The 24,478-nt window shown below is 71.5% G+C and carries 21 protein-coding genes; 11 read left to right on the top strand and 10 right to left on the bottom strand.

Annotated elements, in window-relative coordinates:
• Positions 1 to 5 precede the first annotated feature (5 nt).
• On the top strand, positions 6 to 302 hold the full coding sequence (locus F7R91_RS24045) for an acyl carrier protein (protein ID WP_191971603.1): 297 nt from the start codon (positions 6 to 8) through the stop codon (positions 300 to 302).
• 33 nt (positions 303 to 335) lie between these two features.
• Positions 336 to 1,367, top strand: a complete 1,032-nt coding sequence (locus tag F7R91_RS24040) for an NAD-dependent epimerase/dehydratase family protein (RefSeq protein WP_191971602.1) — start codon at positions 336 to 338, stop codon at positions 1,365 to 1,367.
• Between the two features lie 69 nt (positions 1,368 to 1,436).
• Here the strand turns inward: F7R91_RS24040 and F7R91_RS24035 are convergent, their stop codons facing one another.
• The 6 genes from F7R91_RS24035 to F7R91_RS24010 all read right to left on the bottom strand — a co-directional run bounded on the left by F7R91_RS24035 (position 1,437) and on the right by F7R91_RS24010 (position 6,290).
• Positions 1,437 to 2,609: a serine hydrolase domain-containing protein gene (locus F7R91_RS24035; RefSeq protein ID WP_150951181.1), complete on the bottom strand. Its 1,173-nt coding sequence runs from the start codon at positions 2,607 to 2,609 to the stop codon at positions 1,437 to 1,439.
• 74 nt (positions 2,610 to 2,683) lie between these two features.
• A complete protein-coding gene (locus F7R91_RS24030; protein ID WP_150951180.1) occupies positions 2,684 to 3,142 on the bottom strand; it encodes an organic hydroperoxide resistance protein in 459 nt (152 codons plus the stop codon).
• A 105-nt stretch (positions 3,143 to 3,247) separates the two neighbouring features.
• Positions 3,248 to 3,718 carry a MarR family winged helix-turn-helix transcriptional regulator gene (locus tag F7R91_RS24025; RefSeq protein WP_150951179.1) on the bottom strand — a complete coding sequence of 157 codons (471 nt, stop codon included), beginning with the start codon at positions 3,716 to 3,718 and terminating at the stop codon, positions 3,248 to 3,250.
• A gap of 10 nt (positions 3,719 to 3,728) precedes the next feature.
• Positions 3,729 to 4,496 (bottom strand): energy-coupling factor ABC transporter ATP-binding protein, encoded by a 768-nt coding sequence (locus F7R91_RS24020; RefSeq protein ID WP_150951178.1) that lies wholly within the window; start codon positions 4,494 to 4,496, stop codon positions 3,729 to 3,731.
• Positions 4,484 to 5,245 (bottom strand): cobalt ECF transporter T component CbiQ, encoded by a 762-nt coding sequence (cbiQ, locus tag F7R91_RS24015; protein WP_150951177.1) that lies wholly within the window; start codon positions 5,243 to 5,245, stop codon positions 4,484 to 4,486. Before cbiQ ends, F7R91_RS24020 begins: the two co-directional genes overlap by 13 nt.
• A 1-nt stretch (position 5,246) precedes the next feature.
• On the bottom strand, positions 5,247 to 6,290 hold the full coding sequence (locus F7R91_RS24010; RefSeq protein ID WP_150951176.1) for an energy-coupling factor ABC transporter permease: 1,044 nt from the start codon (positions 6,288 to 6,290) through the stop codon (positions 5,247 to 5,249).
• A gap of 168 nt (positions 6,291 to 6,458) precedes the next feature.
• On the opposite strand from F7R91_RS24010, the gene F7R91_RS24005 reads away from it, so the two are divergent.
• Positions 6,459 to 6,809, top strand: a complete 351-nt coding sequence (locus tag F7R91_RS24005; protein ID WP_150951175.1) for an SsgA family sporulation/cell division regulator — start codon at positions 6,459 to 6,461, stop codon at positions 6,807 to 6,809.
• Between the two features lie 14 nt (positions 6,810 to 6,823).
• Here the strand turns inward: F7R91_RS24005 and F7R91_RS24000 are convergent, their stop codons facing one another.
• The 4 genes from F7R91_RS24000 to F7R91_RS23985 form a co-directional block, all read right to left on the bottom strand.
• Positions 6,824 to 8,485: a penicillin-binding transpeptidase domain-containing protein gene (locus tag F7R91_RS24000; protein ID WP_150951174.1), complete on the bottom strand. Its 1,662-nt coding sequence runs from the start codon at positions 8,483 to 8,485 to the stop codon at positions 6,824 to 6,826.
• A 324-nt stretch (positions 8,486 to 8,809) separates the two neighbouring features.
• Positions 8,810 to 10,438: a penicillin-binding transpeptidase domain-containing protein gene (locus F7R91_RS23995; protein ID WP_150951173.1), complete on the bottom strand. Its 1,629-nt coding sequence runs from the start codon at positions 10,436 to 10,438 to the stop codon at positions 8,810 to 8,812.
• A gap of 102 nt (positions 10,439 to 10,540) precedes the next feature.
• Positions 10,541 to 11,998: an FG-GAP-like repeat-containing protein gene (locus F7R91_RS23990; RefSeq protein WP_150951172.1), complete on the bottom strand. Its 1,458-nt coding sequence runs from the start codon at positions 11,996 to 11,998 to the stop codon at positions 10,541 to 10,543.
• Between the two features lie 142 nt (positions 11,999 to 12,140).
• Complete coding sequence (locus F7R91_RS23985; protein WP_150951171.1) at positions 12,141 to 13,883, bottom strand: dolichyl-phosphate-mannose--protein mannosyltransferase; 1,743 nt, start codon at positions 13,881 to 13,883, stop codon at positions 12,141 to 12,143.
• A gap of 120 nt (positions 13,884 to 14,003) precedes the next feature.
• Here F7R91_RS23985 and rsmI point away from each other — a divergent pair, with 120 nt between their 5' ends.
• From rsmI to F7R91_RS23945, 8 genes are all read left to right on the top strand, one after another.
• Complete coding sequence (rsmI, locus tag F7R91_RS23980; RefSeq protein ID WP_150951170.1) at positions 14,004 to 14,864, top strand: 16S rRNA (cytidine(1402)-2'-O)-methyltransferase; 861 nt, start codon at positions 14,004 to 14,006, stop codon at positions 14,862 to 14,864.
• A gap of 233 nt (positions 14,865 to 15,097) precedes the next feature.
• Entirely contained in the window at positions 15,098 to 15,499 is a 402-nt protein-coding gene (locus tag F7R91_RS23975; RefSeq protein ID WP_150951169.1) for a hypothetical protein, read from the top strand.
• Between the two features lie 46 nt (positions 15,500 to 15,545).
• Positions 15,546 to 16,436: a TatD family hydrolase gene (locus F7R91_RS23970; protein WP_150951168.1), complete on the top strand. Its 891-nt coding sequence runs from the start codon at positions 15,546 to 15,548 to the stop codon at positions 16,434 to 16,436.
• Positions 16,437 to 16,734: 298 nt separating this feature from the next.
• Positions 16,735 to 17,619: a 16S rRNA (adenine(1518)-N(6)/adenine(1519)-N(6))-dimethyltransferase RsmA gene (gene rsmA, locus F7R91_RS23965; protein ID WP_150951167.1), complete on the top strand. Its 885-nt coding sequence runs from the start codon at positions 16,735 to 16,737 to the stop codon at positions 17,617 to 17,619.
• Positions 17,616 to 18,515 (top strand): 4-(cytidine 5'-diphospho)-2-C-methyl-D-erythritol kinase, encoded by a 900-nt coding sequence (locus F7R91_RS23960; protein ID WP_150951166.1) that lies wholly within the window; start codon positions 17,616 to 17,618, stop codon positions 18,513 to 18,515. Before rsmA ends, F7R91_RS23960 begins: the two co-directional genes overlap by 4 nt.
• 205 nt (positions 18,516 to 18,720) lie before the next feature.
• Positions 18,721 to 20,523, top strand: a complete 1,803-nt coding sequence (locus F7R91_RS23955; RefSeq protein ID WP_150951165.1) for an ABC-F family ATP-binding cassette domain-containing protein — start codon at positions 18,721 to 18,723, stop codon at positions 20,521 to 20,523.
• A 203-nt stretch (positions 20,524 to 20,726) separates the two neighbouring features.
• Positions 20,727 to 22,475, top strand: coding sequence for an outer membrane protein assembly factor BamB family protein (locus tag F7R91_RS23950; protein ID WP_150951164.1), 1,749 nt, complete (start codon positions 20,727 to 20,729; stop codon positions 22,473 to 22,475).
• Positions 22,476 to 22,551: 76 nt separating this feature from the next.
• Positions 22,552 to 24,435: an outer membrane protein assembly factor BamB family protein gene (locus F7R91_RS23945; RefSeq protein WP_150951163.1), complete on the top strand. Its 1,884-nt coding sequence runs from the start codon at positions 22,552 to 22,554 to the stop codon at positions 24,433 to 24,435.
• Positions 24,436 to 24,478: the final 43 nt, after the last annotated feature.

Below are 24,478 nucleotides of genomic sequence, written 5' to 3'. Positions count from 1 at the left end.
AGACCGTGTCAGGAATACCCACCACACCCCAGGCCATGGAGAGCTTCCTCTGCCGCAACCTGGCGACCTATCTGGACATCCCGCCCGCCCACCGCATCCACCGGGACCGACCCCTCTACAGCCAGGGAGTCGACTCCCTCACCGCGCTCGCCCTGCAGCGCAGGCTCGAAAGGGCGCTGCGGATTCCGGTACCGGCGAGCGCGCTGCTGCGCGAGAACTCGGTCAGCGAACTGGCCGCCGTACTGGCTGATTTGATGCGGCGTTCGACGGTGGCACAAGGGGGCGGGACCGCCGCGGCGTGAGCGGAATGTCCGAATCCTATTGCTCTCGAAGGCGTGTTTGAGGACAGTGGTGCCGCATTCACCGACCGCGCCGACGGAAGGCTGTCGTTGAGACTGTCATTAAGACCCGAACGGATCCTGGTGGCGGGCGGGACCGGCTTCGTCGGTTCCCATGTCGTGCCCCTGCTGCGGACGGCCGCGGCCCTCACGCCGCAGGGGCCGGCGATACGACTGCTCACGCACCGCCGGCCGGCCCCCGGCCGCGGCCCGGGTGACCTGGAGACCGTGCACGGCGACCTCGCCGATCCCGGCACGCTGCACGGAGTGTGCGAAGGCGTCACCACCGTCCTGCACCTGGCGGCCCGGATCGGCGGCAGCGAGGCGGACTGCCGGGCCGTCAACCACGAGGGCACCCGCGCCCTCCTCGCCGAGGCCCGGCGGGCCGGCGTGCGCCGCTTCGTCCAGCTGGGCACGGCCGCCGTGTACGGCGACGGGCCGCACAGGGGCGAGCCCGAGGGACGGCTGCCCGAGACGCCGGTCTCCGCGACCAGCGTCACCCGGCTCGCGGGGGAGCGGCTCGTCCTGGCGGCCGGCGGGACCGTGCTGCGTCCCTACCTCGTCTACGGCGAGGGCGACACCTGGTTCGTGCCCGCGCTCCTCCGGCTGTTGCGCCGCCTGCCGCACTGGGTGGACGACGGCGCGGCCCGACTGTCCCTGATCTCCGCGTCCTCCCTGGCCGCGGTCCTGACCGAACTGGCCCTGTCCCCGCACCCGCCCGCCGGCCGCGTCCTGCACGCGGCCCACCCCGAGCCGGTGTCCGCGCGCGACCTGGTCAGCACGGTCTGCCGGTCCCTGGACCTCCCGCTCCCGGAGGGCACCCTGACCCGCGAGGAGGCCCTGTCCCACCTCGACACGGCCGACGACCTCCTCTACAGGCGCCACCTCTCCCTGATCGCCCTGGACCGCTGGTACGCCACCGACCGCCTGTGGTCCCAGCTCTCGACGCCCCCGGTCCGGTCCTTCACAACAGACTTCGCCCGCTACGCACCGTGGTACCGCGAGGCATTGGCCGAGTCACCGGTGTGAGGGGGTGGATGCGCGCCGGGAGGCGGGCCCTTGACGCCGACCGGGCCGCGGTCGCGACAGGGCTCGCTCTCAGCCCGAGGCCGGTAGCGACTTGTGTACCGCTCGTATCAGGGCCTGGGCCCTCGGATCCGCGGTCACGCTCTTGTGGAAGCCGTTCGTCACATAGGCGAAGGCGATGCCCGAGGGCGGGTCGGCGAAGCCGAGGGCGCCGCCGCGGCCCGGGTGGCCGAACGAGGCGGGGGACAGCAGCGGGCACGCGCCGCCGTGCAGCATGTGGCCGAGGCCGAAGCGCGTGCCCACGACCAGGACGCGGTCGGGGCCCGCGGAGCGTTCGCCCCGGGCCAGGTCCACCGTCTCCGGTGCGAACAGGCGTACCCCGCCGTCCACTTCGCCGATGAGTGACGCGTAGAAGCGGGCCAGTCCGTCCGCCGTGGCGATGCCGTTGGAGGCGGGCAGGACGGCCGCCCGGTACGCGGGGTCGTTCTCGTCCGGCATCGGGGTGATCGCCGCGAACGCGCGGCGGGTGAGCGACTCCGGATCGGTGTAGGCCTCGGCGACCGCCCGCTTGGGTCGTGTGCGCAATCCGCCCGCGGCGGTCCCAGGTGCCTCGATCTGCGCCACCCGACCCACGCGCGAACGTTCGCTCTCCGGCAGGCCCAGCCACAGGTCCGCCCCCACCGGCCCGGTGATCTCGTCCGCGATCCACTCGCCGATCGAACGGCCCGAGACCCGTCGGACCAGCTCGCCCGTCAGCCAGCTGTACGTCTGCGCGTGGTACCCGTGGTCCGTTCCCGGCTCCCACGCCGGCGTCTGCGCCGCGACCGCCTCGGCGCCGAGCACCGGGTCGGCGGCCTGCGCGGGCGTCAACGGCCGGTCCAGCACCGGCACGCCCGCGCGGTGCGCGAGCAGATGCCACACCAGCGTCCGCTCCTTGCCCGCCGCCTTGAACTCCGGCCAGTAGTCGCCGACGGGCGCGTCCAGGTCCAGCTCCCCGCGCTGGTGCAGCAGGAGGAGTACGGCGGCGGCGACACCCTTCGTCGCCGAGCGCACGATCTGGGCCGTGCCCCGCTCCCAGGGCCGCGTCCCGTCGACGTCCTGTGTGCCGCCCCACAGGTCGGCGACCTTGTGTCCGTCCCGGTAGACCACGACGGCCGCGCCCCGGTCCCCGAACACCTCGAAGTTCCGCGCGAACGCCGTCCTGACCGGCTCGAAGCCCTCGGCCACTGTGCCGTTCACGTCCACGTCCGCACTCCTTCGTCCTCCACCTTCGGCCGTGGGTGCAACACGCACGCGGACGCTTCGATTCCTAGCTGCCGTCATCCAAGCAGGATCGTTACGTCGATGTTCCCGCGGGTCGCGTTGGAGTACGGGCAGACCTCGTGCGCCGCGTCCACCAGCTTCTCCGCGGTGTTCGGGTCGAGGACCGGCAGCGAGACACTGAGGGCGACCGCGAGGCCGTAGCCGCGCTGCTTGTTCGGGCCGATGCCGACCTTCGCGGCGACCGTGGACCCGGTCAGGTCGAATCCGGACCGGCGGCCGACCAGGACCAGCGCGTTGTGGAAACAGGAGCTGTAGCCGGCCGCGAACAGCTGCTCGGGGTTGGTTCCGCTGCCGTCGCCGCCAAGCTCCGGCGGCATCGCCACCCTCAGCTCGATCTGGCCGTCCTGGCTGGTGACATAGCCGTCCCGGCCACCGTGCGCGGTGGCTTCCGCGACGTAGACGATCTTCGACGGACGCGTGTCGACTGCGGTCTCGACCGCGGTGGCGTCGGTCATGGCCGGCCTCCCCAGGACAGGTGCGCACAAGTGCATCGTGCACAAGGTACTGGCTGGTAGGTCAGTTCTCGTGACCAGGGGGCCGCAACCGCGGGTAACGCCGGATCACGGTGTGCGCTCGGCTGCCGCCCCGGCCCGTCGCGCAAGCCCCAGCAACTCCTCGCGCAGGCGCGCGACCTCCGACCCGTCGAGCTCCGCCGCCGCGAGCAGCGCACCGGGCACACGGGCCGCGCGCTCCCGCAGCTCCTCCCCGCGCCCCGTGCACGAGACGAGCACCGTCCGCTCGTCGTGCGCCGCCCGCTCCCGGCGTACGAGCCCCGCGCTTCCCAGCCGCTTCAGCAGCGGCGACACCGTGCCGTAGTCGAGCCGCAGCGCCGCCGCCAGCTCCTTGACCGTGGTCTCGCCGCGCTCCCACAGCACCAGCAGGACCAGGTACTGCGGGTAGGTGAGCCCGAGCTCGTCGAGGAGCGGACGGTACGCCGCCGTCATCGCGCGCTGGGCCGCGTACAGCGCGAAGCACAGCTGCTCGTCCAGCAGCAGCGAGGCGCACGGGTCGGTTCTCTCCTCGTTCGTCACGCGCCCATTGTCACGGACGGCCGCCGGCCGCCGGCACGGAACGCGGATCGAAGCCGAACGGCAGCTCCAGCCGGTGGGCGCGCATCAGCTCGTCGTCGGCGAGCAGCTCCGCCGTCTTTCCGTCCGCCGCGATCGTGCCGTCGCTCAGGATCAGCGAACGCGGGCACAACTCCAGCGCGTACGGCAGATCATGGGTGACCATCAGCACCGTCACGTCCAACGACCGTAGGATGTCCGCCAGTTCGCGGCGGGAGGCCGGGTCGAGGTTGGAGGACGGCTCGTCCAGGACGAGGATCTCCGGCTCCATGGCGAGCACGGTCGCCACGGCCACCCGCCGCCGCTGCCCGAACGAGAGATGGTGCGGGGGCCGGTCCTTGAACTCCGCCATGCCGACCCGCGCGAGCGCCCGGTCCACGCGCTCCTCCAGCTCCGGCCCCTTCAGCCCGGCTGACGCGGGCCCGAACGCCACGTCCTCCCGGACGCTCGGCATGAAGAGCTGGTCGTCCGGGTCCTGGAAGACGATGCCGACCTTCCGCCGGATCTCCGCCATGTGCTGCCGGCCGACGGGCAGTCCGGCCACGTGCACCGTGCCCGTGCCCCCGCTCAGGATGCCGTTGAGGTGCAGGACGAGGGTCGTCTTGCCGGCGCCGTTCGGCCCGAGCAGCGCGACCCGCTCGCCGCGCCCGATCGAGAAGTCCACGCCGAACAGGGCCTGATGCCCGTCGGGGTACGCGAAGGCCAGTCCGGCCACTTCCAGTGAAGGTGTCACAGGGCCCATCCCAGCAGACAGACGACGAGGGCGGCGCAGGGAAGGGCGAGGGCGTACGACCACTGCGCCCGGGACGCGGTCACCTCGTCGATGACCGGCATCGAACCGGCATAACCACGGCTGACCATGGCCAGGTGCACCCGCTCGCCGCGCTCGTAGGAGCGGATGAACAGCGCGCCCGCGGACTTCGCGAGCACTCCCCAGTGCCGCACGCCCCGGGCCTCGAAGCCCCGCGACTCCCGGGCGATCCGCATCCGCCGCATCTCGTCGGTGATGACGTCGCCGTAGCGGATCATGAAGGACGCGATCTGCACCAGCAGCGGCGGCAGCTTGAGCCGTTGCAGGCCGAGCAGGAGTTCGCGCAGCTCGGTGGTGGCGGCGAGGAGCACGGAGGCGGCGACGCCGAGAGTGCCCTTGGCGAGCACGTTCCAGGCGCCCCACAGCCCGCCGACGCTCAGCGACATCCCGAGCACCTCGACCCGCTCGCCCTCCGCCACGAACGGCATCAGCACGGCGAACGCGACGAACGGGACCTCGATCAGCAGCCGTTTGAGCAGGAAGCCGGCGGGCACGCGGGCGACGTGTGCGACGGCGCCCAGCAGCACGGCGTACAGCCCGAACGCCCACATCGCCTCGCGCGGCGTCGACACCACGACCACCACGAACGCGAACGTCGCGGCGAGCTTGGTGTGCGGCGGCAGGCCGTGCACGGGCGAGTGCCCGTGCCGGTAGAGCCTGTGCGTGTGCCCGGCGCCCATGTCAGACGCCCGTGCTCACGGGAGAGGCGTCGCTCGTACGACGCCTGCGCACCGCCCAGAACACCCCGCTGCCGGCGACGACGGTGACGCCGACGCCGATCACGCCTGCGAGACCGCCGGAGAGCCGGGAGTCGTCGACGTCCTTGACGCCGTAGTCGGCGAGCGGGGAGCCGGAGGACGCGTGCTGCTCGGTCTTCTTGTCGATGCCGTGGTCGGCGGCGACCTTCTCCAGGCCGTCCGGGCTCGTGGAGGCGTAGAAGCTGACGAATCCGGCGAGCACGAGGGAGGTGACCAGGCCCACCGCCCACATGGTGCGGTGCGACCGGGCGGCGACGGGGACGGGCTCGGCGTCCGGCACGTCGACGAGCTCGCCGTTCACCCGCAGCTTGAGCCTCTGCCGCAGGCCGCGCGCCCCGTGCACGAGGTCCGGGCGTACGGCGATCACGGCGCCGACGGTCAGCGCGGTGATCGCGGCCTCGCCGATGCCGATGAGGACGTGCACACCGATCATGGCGGTCGCGACCTTGCCGAGGGAGACGTCCGCGGTCCCGCCGACCGCGTAGAGCAGCGTGAACGCGACGGCCGCGGCCGGGACGGAGAGAAGGGCGGCGACGAAGGAGGCCACGGTGACCGAGCGCCGCCCGCGCGGCAGCACCATCACCAGGCCACGGAAGACGGCATACGCCACGACCGTCGTGACGATCGCCATGTCCGTGATGTTCACGCCGAGCGCGGTCAGACCGCCGTCCGCGAACAGGATGCCCTGCATCAGCAGCACCACGGAGACACAGAGGACCCCGGTGAAGGGGCCGACGAGTATCGCCGCGAGCGCGCCGCCCAGCAGATGTCCGCTGGTGCCGGCGGCGACGGGGAAGTTCAGCATCTGTACGGCGAAGATGAACGCCGCCACCAGTCCGGCCAGCGGCGCGGTGCGTTCGTCGAGTTCGCGGCGCGCGCCGCGCAGGCTCACGGCGATGGCGGCCGCGGCGACGACACCGGTCGCGGCGGAGGCCGGGGCGTTGATGAATCCGTCAGGCACATGCACCGTTCGATGATAGTGGCTTGTTGCGAACTACTTGCAAGAGCGAGGTACTCGTGCATCGTGCATGTGAGATCTACGACCCCAGGGAGCGCGATACGGAAAATATGCGACATTGGAGAGGAAGCGGATGCACAGCTTTCGCACAGGTCGCGCAGTGTAAGGGGCCGTCGGATGTCTGTAGTCGAACAGTACGCTCGAGCCCACATCGTCACGGACGCGGACTTCCCCGAGGACGAGGCCGTCCCCGTGGTCCTGCGCTATGACCCGGAGGCGGACCCGCGCTCGGTACGGGTCGACCTGCCCGGAACCCATGAATGGACCTTCGCGCGGGCACTCCTGGAACAGGGCCTGCGCGCCCCGGCCGGCACGGGCGAGGTACGTGTGTGGCCGTGCGGTCGCGTGCAGGCTGTCGTCGAGTTCCACTCCGCGCAGGGCGTCTCGGTGGTGCAGTTCGAGAGCAAGGCGCTGCTGCGGTTCCTGCGGCGGACGTACCTGGCCGCCGCGCAGCCGGTGGCGCACTGATCGGTCGCCGCGGATCAGCCGCCCGACTTCAGCAGTGACGCCACGATCGGGCCCGCCGTGTCGCCGCCGTGGCCGCCCGCCTGGACCACGCCCGCGGCCGCGAGGTCGCCCCGGTAGGCGGTGAACCAGCCGTTCGCCTTCTTCTGGCCGTCGACCTCCGCGGAGCCCGTCTTGGCGCCGTAGTCGGGCCCGAGACCGGACATCGCCTCCGCCGCCGTACCGTACGCCGCCGTGTACCGCATCAGGTCCCGCAGCTGCGACAGCGTGCCCGCGGACATCGTGCGCGAGGCGGTGGCCATGGTGCGGTTGTCCGCCTTCGCGGACACCAGGTACGGCTGGCGGAAGGTGCCGCCCTCGACCGTGGCCGCGACCGACGCCATGTTCAGCGGGTTCATCCTGACCCCGCCCTGACCGATGAGCTCCGCCGCCTTCTGGGCAGCCGACTGCACCGGCACCGCTCCGTCGAACGACGGGACTCCGATGGCCCAGTTGTTCAGGCCCAGCCCGAAGACCTGCTGCGCCTGCTTCGTCAGGTCGTCGTTCTCCAGCTCGGGCGCCTGGCTGATGAACGCCGTGTTGCAGGAGCGGGCGAAGCTCGCCTTGAAGGTGCCGCCCTTGATCGAGAACTTGTCGTCGTTCTGGAACTTCCAGCCGCCGTAGGTGAAGTACTTCGGGCAGGGGTGCGCCTCGTCCGCCGACGCCAGGCCCTTCTCGATCAGCAGCGACGACGTGATGACCTTCATCGTCGAACCGGGGGCCAGCGAGCCCTGGAGCGCGGTGTTGAAGCCGTGGCTGGTGTTGGCCACCGCGAGGATCTCGCCCGTCGAGGGGCGCAGCACCACCACCGACGCTCGCTCCTGCTTCATCACCTGCCGCTCGGCAGCCGTCTGCAGGGCCGGGCTGAGCGTCGTCTTCACCGGCCCCGGAGTGCCCTTGCTCAGCTCCACGAGCGTCTTGTCGGACGACTTCGAGGACTTGCCCCGCACCACGCGCAGCTCGATGCCCGCCTTGCCGCCCGCCGTCTTGCCGAACTTCTCGCGCAGCCCGTCCAGCACCGTGCCCAGCGAGGGGTACTTGGCCTCGGTGATCTCACCGCCGTCCCGGTCGAAGGCCTTGATCGGCGGTGTTCCGGACGCGCCGGTCACCAGGCTGTCGCCGTCGCCGAGGTCGGGGTGGAGGACGGCGGAGTGCCAGTCGACCAGCGGCTTGCCGTCCTTGACCCGCCGGACGACCATGAGCGCACTGTCGTACGTGAACGGCTTGCTGGTGCCCTTGTACGTCACCGTCGCCTTCACGGAGAAGGGGACCTTGGCGCCGGTGCGGGTGCCGGGGGTGATGGTGACGTCCTTGATGCGGGCGTCCTTGGTGTAGCCGGTGAGCAGCGCGGTGGCCGCCTTCGCGTCGGTGGTCGTCGCCGCTGCCCGGGTGAGCCTGCCCTGCTGCCAGGCGGCGAGGAAACGCTCGGCGGTGGACTTCACCTCGGCCGCCGACAGCGGACTGGTCTTGACGGACTTCGCCTTCTCGGCGGCCGAGGAGGAGCCGTCCTCGGCCGCGGCCCCGCCGCCGTACAGCGCGTAGACGCCGAAGCCGGCGCCGACCACGACCACGGCGATCATCCCGCCGAGCACGGCGGGCTTCGGCTTCCGCCGCTGGTCGACGCGCCTTCTCTTGCCCACAGCCTTCGATCCTCCGCGAATCCCCGGGCCCCCGCAGCCCTCGCTGTCCTCGTTGCCCTCGTTGCCCCCATGCACCCCAACGACAGCAACCACCCTAGAGTCCCGTCCGGAGCGGGTGACGTCAGCCTGCTGTGACGTCCGCGACGTCCGCGACGTCAGCGCCTGTGCCACCTCCGCGGGCCGGGCGCCCGCCGCCGCGCAGCACTGCCCCACGCTCGGCTGCCCGCGCGGGGCGGCGCCCATTCAGCACGCTCCCGCCTGTCGGCTGCGCTCGCGCGGGAGCCCCCATCATGCCCGGCCTGATCCGGCCGGAGGCACAGGCTCTCAGCCGCCCGCGGCCAGGACGTCCCGTACGACCGGGCCCGCCGCGTCGCTGCCGTGGCCGCCGCCCTCCGTCATGGCCGCTGCCGCGATGTCGTCGCGGTATCCCGTGAACCAGGAGTTGGCCACGGCCTTCCCGTCGACCTCGGCGGAGCCGGTCTTCGCGCCGATGCTGCCGCTCAGCTGCGCCATCACACCGGCCGCGGTGCCGCTGGTCGCGGTGCGGTTCATCATGGCGCGCAGCTGGCTCACCGTGTTCGCCGACAGGCCCTGCGCCGTGGCCGGTTCACGGTCGTCGAGGCTCAGCGGCACGATGACCGGCTGCCGGAACCGGCCCGTGATCGCGGTCGCCGTCACCGACGCCATGTCGAGCGGGCTCATCTGGACCTGCCCCTGGCCGATCAGGTTCGCCGCCGTGTCCGGACCGCCGGAGGCGGGGACCGAGCCGTCGAAGGACGGGATGCCGACCTTCCAGTTGTCGCGGCCGAGCCCGAAGCGGTCCTGGGCCTCCTTGGTCAGCGAGTCCACCTCGACGTCGTCGGCGAACTTCACGAAGGCCGTGTTGCAGGAACGGGCGAAGCTCTCCGAGAGGGTGGCGTTCTCGTTCGGGGCGAGGCCCTTGAGGTTGTGGAAGGTCTGGCTCTGCCAGGTCGCCTCGGGCGGACAGGTCGCCGGACCGCTCGCGGTGGTGAGCCCGAGGTCGATGAGGGTCGCCGCGCTGACGATCTTCATCGTGGAGCCGGGGGCGACCTCGCCGAGGAAGGCCGCGTTCCACCCGTCCGTCCGGTTGTTCGCCACGGCCAGCACCTCACCGGTGCTCGGCTTCACCGCCACTACCGACGACTGGGCGTACCGCTTGACCGCCTTCTCGGCCGCCGCCTGGGCGCTCGCTCCGAGCGTGGTGCGCAGCTTGCCGGGCCTGCCCTTGGCGAGGGTCAGCAGCGAGGTGTCGGCCGCGTCCTCCGCCTCGTGCCGGATCGACAGCTCGACGCCGGGCGTTCCGCCCGCCTTGTCCCCGTACTTGGCGCGCAGTTCGTCCAGAATCGGGCCGAGAGAAGGGTACTTGTCCTTCGTCAGTACGGTCCCGTCGCGGTCCACCGCCTCGATCGGCGCGGTCGCCGACTCGCCCGTGATGAGCGTGTCGCCCTTCTTCAGCTCGGGGTGGACGACGGACGGCTGCCAGTCGACCAACGCCCGCCCGGTCGTCACCCCGCGCACGACGGTCAGTTCGCTCCTGTACGCCAGGGGCTTCGACTTCCCCTGGTACGTGACCGTCGCCTTCACCGAGAACGGCACCGTGTCACCGGCCGCCGTACCGGGTGTGATCCGCACCTTCGTGATGCGCGCGTCCTGGCCGTAGGACGTCAGCACGGTCTCGGCCGCCGCGTCGTTGTTCGTGTACGACGCGGCGGCCGACGCCTGCCCCTTCTCCCAGGCCGCGAAGAACTTGGCCGTCGTCTCCTTGACCTCGGCACCGCTCGGCGGCCCCGACTTCACCGGTGCCGGGCCGCTCGCCCCCGAATCCCCGTCCCCGTTCAGCGCGGACACGAAGTTGAACGCCCCGTACCCCGCCCCGCCCACCATCGCGGCGAACACACCGCCGACGACGGCGGCCTTGACCCCCTTGCGCATGACGCGCTCCCTCCCCGTTTTCAGTCCTTCGCACTGTATGTGGCGTGAGGGGAGCCTGTGAGGTGAGTTTTCGGATAGTTGTGGGGCGGCGTGGCGTGTTTGTCAGCCGGCCATGATGCTGCCGAACTCGGGGTATCCGCTCGTGGAGATGCCCACGGCGGACGGACCGAAGGAGACGACGCCGGCGGTGTCGATCGCGGTACCGTCGGAGAGGAGGCCGGTGACGTTGCCGTTCCAGTCGTTCTCCCCGTTGGTGCCGATGGTCAGGTCGGCCTTGTTGTCGCCGTTGACGTCGGAGAGGAACACCTCGCCGCCGAAGAAGTCGGACTTCTCGTTGGCGCTCGGGACGCCGGGGGTGTCCTGGTGGAAGTACTGGCTGCCGGCGGCGGTGACCCCGGAGGCCGAGCCGTACAGAACGGTGACCGCGCCGGCGTCGGCCACGGCGGTGCCGTCGGTCGTGAGGTTCTCGCCGGTCGCGCCGACGGCGATGTCGGCGTAGCCGTCACCGTCGATGTCGCCGAGGGAGACCTCCCAGCCGAAGCGGTCGGCGGTCTCCGCGGCGCTGGGGACGCCCGCGGTGTCCTGGCTGATGGAGTTGACCTTGTAGGAGCTGTAGTCGTTGCCGTAGATGACGTTGAGCTTGCCGCCCTTCATGGCGCCGGGTATGTCGCTGTCCCAGGTCTCGCCGATGACGACGTCGTCCTTGCCGTCACCGTTGAGGTCCCCCATGGCGCTGAGCATGCCGGCCGCCAGATCCTCCTGGGAGCCGCTGTCCAGCTTGGTGCCGGTGGGCGAGGCGTAGATCAGGACGTTGGTGCTGTAGCGCGTGTCGGAGTCGTAGCCGCCTACGATCAGATCGTCGCCGCCGCCTCCGTTGAAGTCCCCCGTGGACAGGTGCATGGCCCCGGCGTCGCTTCCCTTGATGATGCGCGGTGCGGCGTAGTACTTGCCGCCGTTGCCGCCGGTCTTGGTGAAGCCGCCCCGGAAGATCCACACCTTGGCGGAGGTGCCGCCGACGGCCAGGTCGGCCTTGCCGTCGGGGTCGAAGTCGCCGGAGGCCAGCGACTGCCCGAACTCGTCCTGCCCGGAGGGGTCCGGGTCGGCGACGGTGGTGCCGCCCGTAAGACCGGAGGCGGAGCCCCAGACGAGGGTGACGGCGCCGCCGTCGGTGTCGCTGCCCACGTCCTCGCCCGGGGCGCCCACGGCGAGGTCGGCGTAGCCGTCGCCGTTGAAGTCGCCGGCGGCGGTGGCGGAGCCGAACAGATCGTCCTTCTCGGCGCTGCCCGGAATCCCGGCGGAGTTCTGGCTGATCACGGTCCGGCTCGTGGCCTTGAGGCCGCTCGCCGATCCGTACATCACCGCGATCTGGCCGGCGTAGGCCTTGCCGCCGACGGTGGCGGTCGGGGCGGAGACGGCGACATCGCGGTAGCCGTCCCCGTTGAAGTCACCCTGCAGACCCGATCCTGCGGCGGAGGCGGCGCCACCGGCGACCGTCACCAGACCACCGGCGAGTCCGGCCACGGCGACCGCGGCGAGGGCAGTGCGTACACGTGCGTGCATGCGGGCGTTCTCCAGTGCATGCGGGGACACCTGGCGGGGCGCCCCAGGCCATTGGGAGCGCCGGCCACCGCGCCTGCGGCACCGGCGTATCCCAGACCACGCAAGTGGTGCGCAGGTTGTACGCGGGACACGAGTTTCGCTGCTACACCCAGGTGTCCAGCCACATCCGCGACCGCCAGTCGTCGATCGGGATGGCCTGGCCGGTGAACAGGGGCCAGAAGTAGATGAAGTTCCAGCTGATCAGGAGGACCACGACGCCCGCGGCTGTTGCGCCCACGACTCTGCGGGTGTCGGTGGATCCCGGGGGGCCGATGATCGCGCCCAGGAGCATCGCCACGGCCAGGCAGAGGAAGGGCAGGAAGACGACGGCGTAGAAGAGGAAGATCGTGCGCTCCTGGTACATGAACCAGGGGAGGTAGCCGGCCACGATGCCGCAGGCGATGGCGCCCGCGCGCCAGTCGCGGCGGAAGAACCAGCGCCACAGCACGTACAGGACCGCGAAGCAGGCCACCCACCACAGCAGCGGGGTGCCGATCGCCAGGACCTCCCGGGCGCACTTCTCGCCCGCGTCGGCGGGGCAGCCGTCCTTGCCGGGGGCGGGGGACTCGTAGAAGTACGAGACGGGACGGCCGAGGACGAGCCAGCTCCACGGGTTGGACTGGTAGGTGTGCGGCGAGGACAGGCCGACGTGGAACTGGTACACCTCGTGCTCGTAGTGCCACAGGCTGCGCCACCAGTCGGGGAAGAGCCAGGTCCAGCTGCCGCCCTTGCCGTCGTTCGCGGCCCAGTTGCGGTAGTAGCCGCCGCTGCCGTCCGCGGGGGAGAGGATCCAGCCCGTCCACGAGACGATGTACGTGACGATCGCCACCGGCACCGTGGCCAGGAACGCGAAGCCCAGGTCGTGCCGGAGGACCGCGACGTACGGGCGGCCGGCGCCCGCGACCTTGCGGGAGCCCACGTCCCACAGCACCGCCATCACACAGAACGCGGCCAGGATGTAGAGGCCGTTCCACTTGGTCCCGATCGCCAGGCCCAGCATCAGGCCGGCCAGCCAGCGCCAGGGGCGCCGGCCCAGCCGGGTCGTCTCCGCCACGTGCGCGTCGGGGCGGACCTGCCCGTCGGCGTCGGCGGGGAGCGCGGCCGCGAGTTTCTCGCGCGCCTTGTCGCGGTCGATCACCAGGCAGCCGAACGCGGCCAGCACGAAGAACATCAGCACCCCGTCGAGCAGCGACGTGCGGCTCATCACGAAGTGCAGACCGTCCACCGCCATCAGCGCGCCCGCGAGGCAGCCCAGGAAGGTGGAGCGGAAGATCCTGCGCCCGATGCGGCACAGCATCAGCACGGACAGCGTGCCGAGCAGGGCCGTCATGAAGCGCCAGCCGAACGGGTCGAAGCCGAAGATCAGCTCGCCCAGGCCGATGACGTACTTGCCGACCGGAGGATGCACCACATACGCCGCGTCCGTCGGGATCGTGACATGGCCGCCCGACGACAGGACGAGGTCGTTGGCGTTCTTGTCCCAGTTGACCTCGAAGCCGCGGTGGACCAGCGCCCAGGCGTCCTTGGCGTAGTACGTCTCGTCGAATATCACCGCCTTCGGGCTGCCCAGGTTCCAGAACCGCAGCACGCCCGCCAGCAGCGTCACCAGCAGCGGACCGCCCCAGCCGGACCAGCGGCCGAGGCGCTCGGCGAGGGTGTGCGGCACGCCGAGGACCTGCCACACCCGGGGGCTGGGCTGGACGTACGGCGGCACCAGACGGTCGCGGACGTCGCTTCTGCGCGGGGCCGTGTATCCGAAACGGCGCAGCCGCTGCTGCCACGACGGCCGCTGGTCGTGCGGTGCCTGGCCCTGCCGGGTGTCCGTGGAGGACGCGGTACTGGTCACCGCGCCATCGTAGGGAACCGTTCTGTGTGAGTCCCGTGCATGGGGCCGACGGGCGCCCGTGCGTCCGGTTCGTGCCCCATCCGGTGCGGGGCATTCCCCGGCCCCTGGGAGGATGGGGGCGTGACTGGAACCCTCGTCCTCGCAGGCACTCCGATCGGTGACATCTCCGACGCCCCGCCCCGGCTCGCCGAGGAGCTGGCCGGCGCCGATGTCGTCGCCGCCGAGGACACCCGGCGGCTGCGGCGCCTGACGCAGGCGCTCGGCGTCACGCCGAAGGGGCGCGTCGTGTCGTACTTCGAGGGCAACGAGTCCGCCCGTACGCCCGAGCTGGTCGAGGAACTCGTGGGCGGCGCGCGGGTGCTGCTCGTGACGGACGCGGGCATGCCGTCCGTCTCCGACCCCGGGTACCGGCTGGTGGCTGCCGCCGTCGAGAAGGACGTCCGGGTCACCGCCGTCCCCGGCCCGTCCGCCGTGCTCACCGCGCTCGCGCTGTCCGGGCTGCCCGTCGACCGCTTCTGCTTCGAGGGGTTCCTGCCGCGCAGGGCGGGCGAGCGGCTGTCCCGGTTGCGCGAGGTCGCGGAGGAGCGCCGGACCCTCGTCTACTTCGAGGCGCCGCACCGGCTCGACGACACCCTCGCCGCCATGGCCGAGGTGTTCGGCACGGACCGGCGGGCCGCCGTCTGCCGGGAGCTGACCAAGACGTACGAGGAGGTCAGGCGCGGCGGGCTGGGCGAGCTGGCCGCATGGGCCGCTGAGGGCGTACGCGGGGAGATCACCGTCGTCGTGGAGGGCGCCCCCGAGAAGAGCGGAGAAGAGCTCGGCGCGGACGAGCTGGTGCGCCGGGTGCGGGTGCGCGAGGAGGCGGGGGAGCGGCGCAAGGAGGCGATCGCCGCGGTGGCCGCCGAGGCGGGCCTGCCCAAGCGGGAGGTGTTCGACGCGGTGGTCGCCGCGAAGAACGCCGCCGGGCGGACCAGCCTGTGAGGGAGCGCACACACCTCTGAGCAGGGCGCATCTCCGCTGAGCATGCGCCCCACGGGCCGGCAAAGGGCTGTCGTCGAAAGCAAAGCCCGGACCCGCTGAGCGAGCCGCTTTGGCAAGCAGAGTCCAAATCGGCTCCAACACTCGACAGGCCAGGTGCATTCACGTCGGCGGAAGCGTCCACTGGGCGAAGGGGGGCACACCGTCCCCGAGTCCAGCGGACCGGAGGAGCTGGCATGAGCGAGATCGCAGGGCAGATCCGCGATGCGGCCACCGCAGTCGTTCACGAGTCGTATTCCTTCGCCTGCATGCGCTGCGGGCACGGCTGGGAGCAGTCGTACGAGATAGAGCACCACACGGACGCCGAGGGCCACGAGTTCGTCATCTACGTGGCGAACGGCCGGGTCGTCCCGTCCCCGCTGAGCCGGCCGGCCTGCCACAACTGTGACGGCCATGTCGTACGGATCATGCGCGCGGGCCAGGTGTCGACGGTGCTCCACGCGGTGCACCCGCCGGCGCCGAGGAAGCCGGAGGAGCGGGCGGAGCCTGTGACGCCGGGGGAGCCGGGGGAGCCGAAGGAAACCCACCACTGGCATCTGTCCGATCTCCTGCACGCCTTCCACCGCAAGGCGGGCTGACCGCTCGGGAGTCCGCGAAGGCATGCCCCTTTCGTAGGATCGGGGCATGCCTTCGAACGCCTCCGACGCCTCGCACAAGAACGCGGCACCGCCGCTCCCGGAGCCCCTGCGGGTGCCGGTCGCCGACTCCCACACCCACCTGGACATGCAGTCCGGCACGGTCGAGGAGGCGCTCGATAAAGCCGCGTCGGCCGGTGTGACGACGGTCGTCCAGGTGGGCTGCGACGTGCGCGGCTCCCGGTGGGCGGCCGAGACGGCGGCCCGGTACGACGCCGTCCACGCGACCGTCGCCCTGCACCCCAACGAGGCCCCGCGCATCGTCCACGGCGACCCCGATGGCTGGTCCCGGCAGGGCGCGCGCGAGCCGGGCGGGGACGCCGGCCTCGACGCGGCGCTCGCCGAGATCGACCGGCTGGCCGCGCTGCCCCACGTCAAGGGCGTCGGCGAGACGGGACTGGACTACTTCCGCACGGGGCCCGAGGGCAAGGAGGCACAGGAGAAGTCCTTCCGCGCCCATATCGAGATCGCCAAGCGGCACGGCAAGGCCCTGGTCATCCACGACCGTGACGCCCACGCCGACGTACTGCGGGTCCTGAAGGAGGAGGGCGCCCCCGAGCGGACGGTGTTCCACTGCTACTCCGGGGACGCCGAGATGGCGGAGATCTGCGCCCGCGCCGGGTACTTCATGTCCTTCGCCGGAAACGTCACCTTCAAGAACGCCCAGAACCTGCGGGACGCCCTCGCCGTGGCCCCGCTGGAGCTGGTCCTGGTGGAGACCGACGCGCCGTTCCTGACGCCGGCGCCGTACCGAGGGCGGCCCAACGCCCCGTATCTCGTCCCGGTCACCGTGCGCGCCATGGCCGCGGTACGCGGCACCGACGAGGACACACTGGCCACGGCCCTCGCCGCGAACACCGCCCGCGCGTTCGGCTACTGAGGCCGCGCGGGCTCGCGGTGCGCACCGAGCGCGCGGTGACGATCACGGTTGACGGCCCGGCGCGGATGGTCCGCGCGAGCGCGGCGACCGTGGGCGAGATCACGTATCCCCCTGCGCACGCGTGCGGGCGCGCGGCGCGGCCGGTCGAACCGGGGCCCTCGCGGCATGCGAGTCCGGCGGCCGGGCAGACGGTGCGGGCGATGAGGCTGTCCGTGCGGCGCGGGGGCGAGCCCTGCCGTACGCCGGGGAGCGGCTGCACGCGTGAGGGAGGCCCGCCGCCGCCCCGTACCCTTGTGCCGTGAGCAGCAGCCCCGCCCCCGACGCCCTTCTGGGCCCCGCCGACATCCGTGAGCTCGCGGCCGCCCTAGGGGTCCGCCCCACCAAGCAGCGCGGCCAGAACTTCGTGATCGACGCGAACACGGTCCGCCGTATCGTCCGCACCGCGGAGGTACGGCCCGACGACGTGGTCGTCGAGGTCGGCCCGGGACTCGGCTCGCTCACCCTGGCGCTGCTGGAGGCGGCCGACCGGGTCACCGCCGTCGAGATCGACGACGTACTCGCCGCCGCGCTGCCCGCGACCGTCGCGGCCCGGATGCCCGCCCGCGCCGACCGGTTCGCGCTCGTGCACTGCGACGCGATGCATGTCACGGAACTGCCGGGCCCCGCCCCGACCGCGCTGGTCGCCAACCTGCCGTACAACGTGGCGGTGCCGGTGCTGCTGCACATGCTCGACACCTTCCCGAGCATCGAGCGCACCCTCGTGATGGTCCAGTCCGAGGTCGCCGACCGGCTCGCCGCCGCGCCCGGCTCGAAGGTGTACGGCGTCCCCTCGGTGAAGGCCAACTGGTACGCCGAGGTCAAGCGGTCCGGCGCGATCGGGCGCACCGTCTTCTGGCCGGCGCCGAACGTCGACAGCGGGCTGGTCTCCCTCGTCCGCAGGGCCGAGCCGGTCAAGACGACCGCGAGCAAGGCCGAGGTCTTCGCGGTGATCGACGCGGCGTTCGCGCAGCGGCGCAAAACCCTGCGGGCGGCGCTCGCGGGGTGGGCGGGATCGGCCGCCGCGGCCGAGACGGCCCTCGTCGCGGCCGGAGTCTCGCCCCAGGCTCGCGGGGAGTCCCTGACGGTCGAGGAGTTCGCGCGCATCGCCGAGAACGCCCAGAACAAGGAGCCCGGTCACCAGTGAGCGTCACCGTACGCGTCCCCGCCAAGGTCAACGTCCAGCTCGCGGTGGGTGCCGCACGCCCCGACGGCTTCCACGACCTGGCCAACGTCTTCCTCGCGGTCGGCCTCTACGACGAGGTCACCGTGACCCCGGCCGGGGAACTTCGCATCACCTGCGAGGGGCCGGACGCGGCGGAGGTCCCCCTCGACCGCAGCAACCTGGCCGCCCGCGCGGCCGAAGCGCTCGCCGCGCGGTACGGCCTTTCCCCCGACGTCCACATCCACATCGCCAAGGACATCCCGGTCGCCGGCGGCATGGCGGGCGGCAGCGCGGACGGCGCGGGCGCGCTGGCGGCGTGCGACGCCCTGTGGGGTACGGGCGCCTCCCGTGACGAACTCCTCGACATCTGCGCCGAGTTGGGCAGCGATGTGCCCTTCAGCCTGGTGGGCGGCGCGGCCCTCGGCACCGGCCGGGGCGAGAAGCTCAGGACGCTCGAGGTGGGCGGCACCTTCCACTGGGTGTTCGCGATGGCCGGGCGCGGACTGTCGACGCCGGCCGTCTTCCGCGAGTTCGACCGGCTCGGCGAGGGCCGGGACATCCCGGATCCCGTCGCCTCCCAGGAACTGATCGACGCCCTGGCCAAGGGCGACCCGGACGCGCTCGGCGCCGCCGTCTCCAACGACCTCCAGCCCGCGGCCCTGTCCCTCTTCCCCGAACTCGCCGACACCCTCGCCGCGGGCCGCGCCGCGGGCGCCCTCGCCGCACTCGTCTCGGGCTCGGGCCCGACCACGGCGTTCCTCGCCCGCGACCCCGAGTCGGCCGCGAAGGTGGCGGAGGCCCTGCGCTCCTCCGGCACCTGCCGGACGGTCCGCACGGCGGCGGGACCGGCACCGGGTGCGACGGTGCTGGGCGGTTGACGGCGGTTGAGGGGGCCCGGACTCTCGGCGGACACCGGGACCGGCCGCAGACCGCGTGCCCCGGCCGCACCCTGCACGACCTGCTCGACGAGGTCCGCGCGGCCGTCCGCCGACCTGCGCGACCGCCCCTGACCAGCGGGGGACCGGCCACCGACCGGCGCACATTACGCTGGGAGGCTGACCGATCCCCCCTGGCAGGAGAGAAATGGCCGTCAACCTGGTCAATGTCGAGAACGTCAGCAAGGTGTACGGCACCCGTACCCTCCTCGACGGTGTCTCCCTCGGCGTCTCCGAAGGGGACCGCATCGGCGTCGTCGGCCGCAACGGCGACGGCAAGACCACCCTGATCCGGATGCTCGCCAAGCAGGAGGAGGCCGACACCGGACGCGTCACCCACTCCGGCGGCCTGCGGCTCGGCGTGCTGACCCAGCACGACTCCCTCGACCCGGAGGCCACCGTCCGGCACGAGGTCATCCGGGACCTCGCCGACCACGAGTGGGCCGGCAACGCCAAGATCCGCGACGTACTCACCGGTCTCTTCGGCGGACTCGACCTGCCCGGGTTCCCGCAGGGCCTCGACACCGTCATCGGGCCGCTGTCCGGCGGCGAGCGCCGCCGTATCGCCCTCGCCAAGCTGCTCATCGACGAACAGGACCTGCTCGTCCTCGACGAGCCCACCAACCACCTCGACGTCGAGGGCATCTCCTGGCTGGCGCAGCACCTGCGCGAGCGGCGGTCCGCGCTCGTCTGTGTGACACACGACCGCTGGTTCCTCGACCAGGTCTGCACCCGCATGTGGGACGTGCAGCGCGGCGACGTCCACGAATACGACGGCGGCTACTCCGACTACGTCTTCGCCCGCGCCGAACGCGAGCGCATCGCGGCCACCGAGGAGACCAAGCGGCAGAACCTCGTCCGCAAGGAGCTCGCCTGGCTGCGCCGCGGCGCCCCGGCCCGTACCTCCAAGCCCCGCTTCCGTGTCGAGGCCGCCAACGAGCTCATCAAGGACGTACCGCCGCCCCGGGACACCAGTGAGCTGATGAGGTTCGCCTCCTCCCGGCTCGGCAAGACCGTCTTCGACCTCGAGGATGTCACCGTCCAGGCCGGCCCCAAGGTGCTGCTCAAGCATGTGACCTGGCAGCTCGGACCCGGCGACCGGATCGGCCTGGTCGGCATCAACGGTGCCGGCAAGACCTCCCTGCTGCGCGCCATGGCCGACGCGGCACGCACCGAGGGCGAGACCCAGCCGGCCGGTGGACGGGTCGCGGTCGGCAGGACCGTCAAGCTCGCCTACCTCTCCCAGGAGGTCGGCGAACTCGACCCGAACCTGCGTGTGCTGGAGGCCGTACAACGGGTGCGCGAGCGCGTCGACCTCGGCAAGGGACGCGAGATGACGGCCGGTCAGCTCTGCGAGACCTTCGGGTTCAACAAGGAGAAGCAGTGGACTCCGGTGGGGGACCTGTCCGGCGGTGAGCGGCGCCGCCTCCAGCTGCTGCGGCTCCTCATGGACGAGCCCAACGTCCTCTTCCTCGACGAGCCCACCAACGACCTCGACATCGAGACCCTGACGCAGCTGGAGGACGTACTCGACGGCTGGCCGGGGTCGATGATCGTCATCTCCCACGACCGGTTCTTCGTCGAGCGCACCACCGACAAGGTCTTCGCCCTGCTCGGCGACGCCACGCTGCGGATGCTGCCGCGCGGTATCGACGAGTACATCGAGCGGCGCCACACGATGGAGGCGGCGGCGGCCGCCGCGGCTCCCGCGGTCCAGAAGGCCGCGCCCGAGAAGAGCGCCGCCGACCAGCGCGCCGCAAAGAAGGAACTCCAGAAGATCGAGCGGCAGTTGGACAAGGTCGCCGAGCGGGAGACCACGCTGCACGACCGGATCGCCCAGCATGCGACGGACTTCGCAAAGGTCGCCGAACTCGACACCGAACTGCGTGACTTGGCCGGTCAGCGGGAGGAACTGGAGCTGCGCTGGCTGGAACTCGCCGAGGACGTGTAGTCCGGTGAAGGGTGCGTGAAGGAGCATAACGAGGGCGTCACGGGCCGGTCCTCCCTTGGGTACAGGGGCGGACACGGCCCGGTGTGCTGTCGGTGCCGGGTGATAGAAAGAGCCGTCTGAGAACCGTCTGAGAACAACGTGTGTGGCGGAAACGCAGCGCCACCGAGCGCGGCGCCACATCGGTCACAAGGGGGGAACCGCTGATGAGCCAGCCGCCAAGTCAGCCGCCGCAGGGCGGTTTCGGCGCGCCGCAGGACCAGCCGCCGACGGGCGGCGCGTTCGGCGCCCCGCAGACACCGCCTCCGCAGACTCCGCCGGGTCAGACGCCGCCGCCAGCGCAGACCCCGCCGTCGCAGCCCGGTTACGGCTATCCGCAGCAGCCGGGACCGTATGCCCAGCCCGGTCCCTACGCCCAGCCGGGACCGTACGGCCCGCCCCAGCAGCCCGGCCCCTACGGACAGCAGCCCGGCTACGGCTACCCGCCGCAGCCGCAGTACCCCGGCGCGCCCGGCACCCCGCCGCCCGGCAGCAATCCCTTCAAGGGCAGGCCCGCGCTCGTCATCGGGGCCGCGGTGGCGGCGCTGCTCGTCATCGGCGGGACCGTGTTCGCCGTCAGCAGCGGCGACGACGACAAGGACAAGAAGCCCGTCGCCGGGAAGAGCGACGACGCGAAGGCCTCCACCGACCCGGCCGACCCCGGTGACGGCAGCGGCGACGGCGGCTCCGACCCCGAGGACCTCAACGAAGGCCGCAAGCCCGGCGAGGCGAAGGTGCTCTGGTACAAGGAGGCGCCCGACGCGCCCGGTTCCGGCGCTGACGCCCCCGGCATGTGGATCACCGACAGGACCGCGGTGAAGGCCGCCTACAAGCAGCTGTTCGCCTACCGCGTCGGCGACGGCAACCCGGCCTGGGAACCCGTCGCCTTCGACCAGAAGATCTGCGCGGTCACCCCGCAGCAGACGTCCGACGACAAGATCGTCGTGGCGTACATGAGCGGCTCCAGCGACCGCGCCAAGTGCAACCGGCTCCAGCAGATCGATCTGAACACCGGCAAGAAGGGCTGGAGCGCCCAGGTCGCCGACGGCGCGCTGTTCGACAGCGTGATCAGCATCGAGCTGACGGTCGCCGGCAAGACGCTGATGGTGGGCCGCTCGCAGTCCGGGACGGCGTACGACATCACCACCGGCAAGAAGCTGTTCGACAAGAAGAAGTACGGCGACGCCTGCTTCCCGACCGCGTTCGCGGGCGGCACCCGGCTGATCTCCGTCGCGTCCTGCGACGCCACCGGCGCGGGCGAGCACGACGAGATGCAGGAGCTCGACCCCACGACCGGCAAGGTCAAGTGGACCCAGAAGTTCGACAAGGGCTGGACGGTCAGCCGGGTCTACTCGCTGGACCCGCTCGTCGTCTACGGCACCAACAAGGACAAGAACGCCTGGAACATCTCGGCGTTCACCGCGAACGGCACGTTCCGTTCCCAGGTCGGCTTCGACGAGGACTTCGCCCCCCAGTGCGGCTGGGCGGTCCTGGAGCGCGACCTCCAGGGCTGCCTGGGCGTGGCCGCCGACGCGGACACCCTCTACCTGCCCACCGAGGCGACCGGCGGCGCCAACGAGATCGTCGCCGTCAACCTCGCGAGCGGCAAGGAGAAGTGGCGCGTCAAGTCCCCGGCGGAGGAGTCGATGCTGCCGATCAGGGTCGAGGACGGCAAGCTCATCGCCTATGTGGGGCCCTCCTACGACACGGGCGGGCAGATCGTGTCCATCCCGACCACCGGCGGCGCCCACACGCCGACGAAGCTGCTCCAGAACCCGGCGGGCACCGCGGACATCGAGAACAGCTTCTTCTCCAAGGACTTCGACTGGGTCGACGGCCGCTTCTACCTCTCCACCACCCGGCTGACCGGCAATGACGAATCGAGGGAGAAGCTGATGCTCGCCTTCGGCAAGTGACCCTGCGCGTCCCTCCCTTCGCGCCCCCCTTCACTCCTTTCGTCCCCGCAGTCCCCGCCTCCGAGGTACCCACGTCATGACGCAGCCGCCGCCTCCGCCGCCCAACCAGCCCCCGCAGCAGGGCGGCTTCGGCCCGCCGCAGGACCAGCCCCCGCAGCAGCAGGGCGGTTTCGGCGCACCCGAGGCCCCGCAGACACCCCCGCCGGGCCAGCAGTCCCCGCAGACACCCCCGCCGCCCGCACCGCCGGGCCAGCAGCCACCGCAGCCCGGGTACGGCTACCCGCAGGCACCTCAGCCTCCGCAGCCCGGTTACGGCTACCCGCAGCAGCCGCCCCAGCCGCAGCCGGGGTACGGCTATCCGCAGCAGCCGTCCGGTTACGGCTACCCCGGCCAGCAGCCGGGCCCGTACGGCCAGCCGCCGCAGCCCGGTTACGGCTATCCGCAGCAGACCATGCCGATGCACCCGCAGCCGGGCCAGCTGCCCGGCGGCGGGCGGAAGTTCAATGCACAGCTGACGATCATCGTGGCGGCCGTCGCGGCGATCGCGCTGATCATCGGCGGCGGAGTCTGGTACGCCTCCTCCTCCGGCGGCGACGGCAAGAAGGACGACACCGCGAGCTCCAGCGGCGGCACCGGCGGCACCGACGACAAGAAGGGAACCGGCGGCGGCACCGGCGGCACCACCTCCACCAAGCCCGTGGAGAAGGTGCCCGCCAACCCCGCCTCCAGGGTCCTCTTCCAGGTCCCCGCGCCCGAGGTCGGCAAGAGCTCCACCATCTCGGTGACCGGCTCCTGGCTCACCGACAAGGTGTACGCCAAGAGCGGCGTCGCCGAGATCGTCGGCTTCGACCCCGACGAGGGCACCAAGCTGTGGACGATCAAGCTGCCCGGTCCGGTCTGCCAGGGCAGCAACCACATGACCGAGGACCATCTGACGGCCATCACCTATCAGCCCGCCATGCCGACCAAGGCCGAGCCCTCGCACGGCTGCAGCCAGGTCGCGGCGATCGACCTCGACGCGGGCAAGAAGCTGTGGACCAAGACCGTCGACAGGGGCGACCAGCCGATCAGCCTCGACAATGTGACCGTCAGCGCGAACACGGTCGCCGTCGGCAGCTCCAGCGGCGGCGGCGCCTTCGACATCACCTCCGGCAAGCAACTGTGGGCCCCGAAGCCGTCCGACACCTGCTACGACGCCGGGTTCGGCGGCGGCCCGAAGCTGGTCGCGGTGCGCAAGTGCGGGGCGTACGACGCCCGGGAGCTGCACATCCAGACCATCGACCCGCAGTCCGGGAAGGTGATCTCCGACTACAAGATGGCGACCGGTATCAAGTACGCCAGCGTGGTGTCGACCGATCCGCTGGTCGTGGCCGCCGACGTCGGTGAGTCCGCGAAGGACGGCAGCGGCATCTCCGACTTCTTCTCCATCGACAACAAGACCGGGAAGCTGCGCATCCGCATCCCCGCGCCCAGCGACAAGTACGCGGCCAGGTGCGACGGCATCACCAAGATCGAGGAGTGCCACCAGCTCGCGGTCGGCAACGACCGGCTCTATGTCGCGACCGAGGAGCACGACGGCGGCGGCGACTACAGCCAGACCAACGAGATCGTCGCCTTCGACCTGGCCACCGGCAAGCTGACCGGCCAGCGCGCCGACGCGGGCGACGACTACACCATCTCCCCGCTGCGCATGGACGGCACCAACCTCATCGCCTACAAGCGCCCGCCCTACGACAAGGGCGGCCAGATCGTGAGCATCGACGGCGGCTCCTTCAAGATGACCAAGCTGCTGGAGAACCCCTCGACGGAGTCGGTGCGCGACGCGGAGAGCCGGATGACCCCGGACTACTCGGAGATCCTCTACTCCCAGGGGCACCTCTATATGTCCGATGTGTTCGCCAGCTCCCTGACCAGCACGAACGACAAGGAGTACCTGGCCATCGCGTTCGGCGCCAGCTGACCGCGGAGGCTCACCGGCACGGCCCCGTCCCTGCTCAGGGACG

It is taken from the genome of Streptomyces luteolifulvus (assembly GCF_008806595.1).
GTDB lineage: Bacteria > Actinomycetota > Actinomycetes > Streptomycetales > Streptomycetaceae > Streptomyces > Streptomyces luteolifulvus.
This window is presented reverse-complemented; position numbering and strand designations above follow the sequence as displayed.

Coding starts and splice junctions, on each gene's coding strand:
- F7R91_RS24030 (WP_150951180.1), bottom strand. CDS start 3,142: ATGACCGACGCCACCGCGGTCGAGACCGCAGTCGACACGCGTCCGTCG.
- F7R91_RS24020 (WP_150951178.1), bottom strand. CDS start 4,496: ATGGGCCCTGTGACACCTTCACTGGAAGTGGCCGGACTGGCCTTCGCG.
- cbiQ (WP_150951177.1), bottom strand. CDS start 5,245: ATGGGCGCCGGGCACACGCACAGGCTCTACCGGCACGGGCACTCGCCC.
- F7R91_RS24005 (WP_150951175.1), top strand. CDS start 6,459: ATGTCTGTAGTCGAACAGTACGCTCGAGCCCACATCGTCACGGACGCG.
- F7R91_RS23995 (WP_150951173.1), bottom strand. CDS start 10,438: ATGCGCAAGGGGGTCAAGGCCGCCGTCGTCGGCGGTGTGTTCGCCGCG.
- F7R91_RS23990 (WP_150951172.1), bottom strand. CDS start 11,998: ATGCACGCACGTGTACGCACTGCCCTCGCCGCGGTCGCCGTGGCCGGA.
- F7R91_RS23975 (WP_150951169.1), top strand. CDS start 15,098: ATGAGCGAGATCGCAGGGCAGATCCGCGATGCGGCCACCGCAGTCGTT.
- F7R91_RS23970 (WP_150951168.1), top strand. CDS start 15,546: ATGCCTTCGAACGCCTCCGACGCCTCGCACAAGAACGCGGCACCGCCG.
- F7R91_RS23955 (WP_150951165.1), top strand. CDS start 18,721: ATGGCCGTCAACCTGGTCAATGTCGAGAACGTCAGCAAGGTGTACGGC.
- F7R91_RS23950 (WP_150951164.1), top strand. CDS start 20,727: ATGAGCCAGCCGCCAAGTCAGCCGCCGCAGGGCGGTTTCGGCGCGCCG.
- F7R91_RS23945 (WP_150951163.1), top strand. CDS start 22,552: ATGACGCAGCCGCCGCCTCCGCCGCCCAACCAGCCCCCGCAGCAGGGC.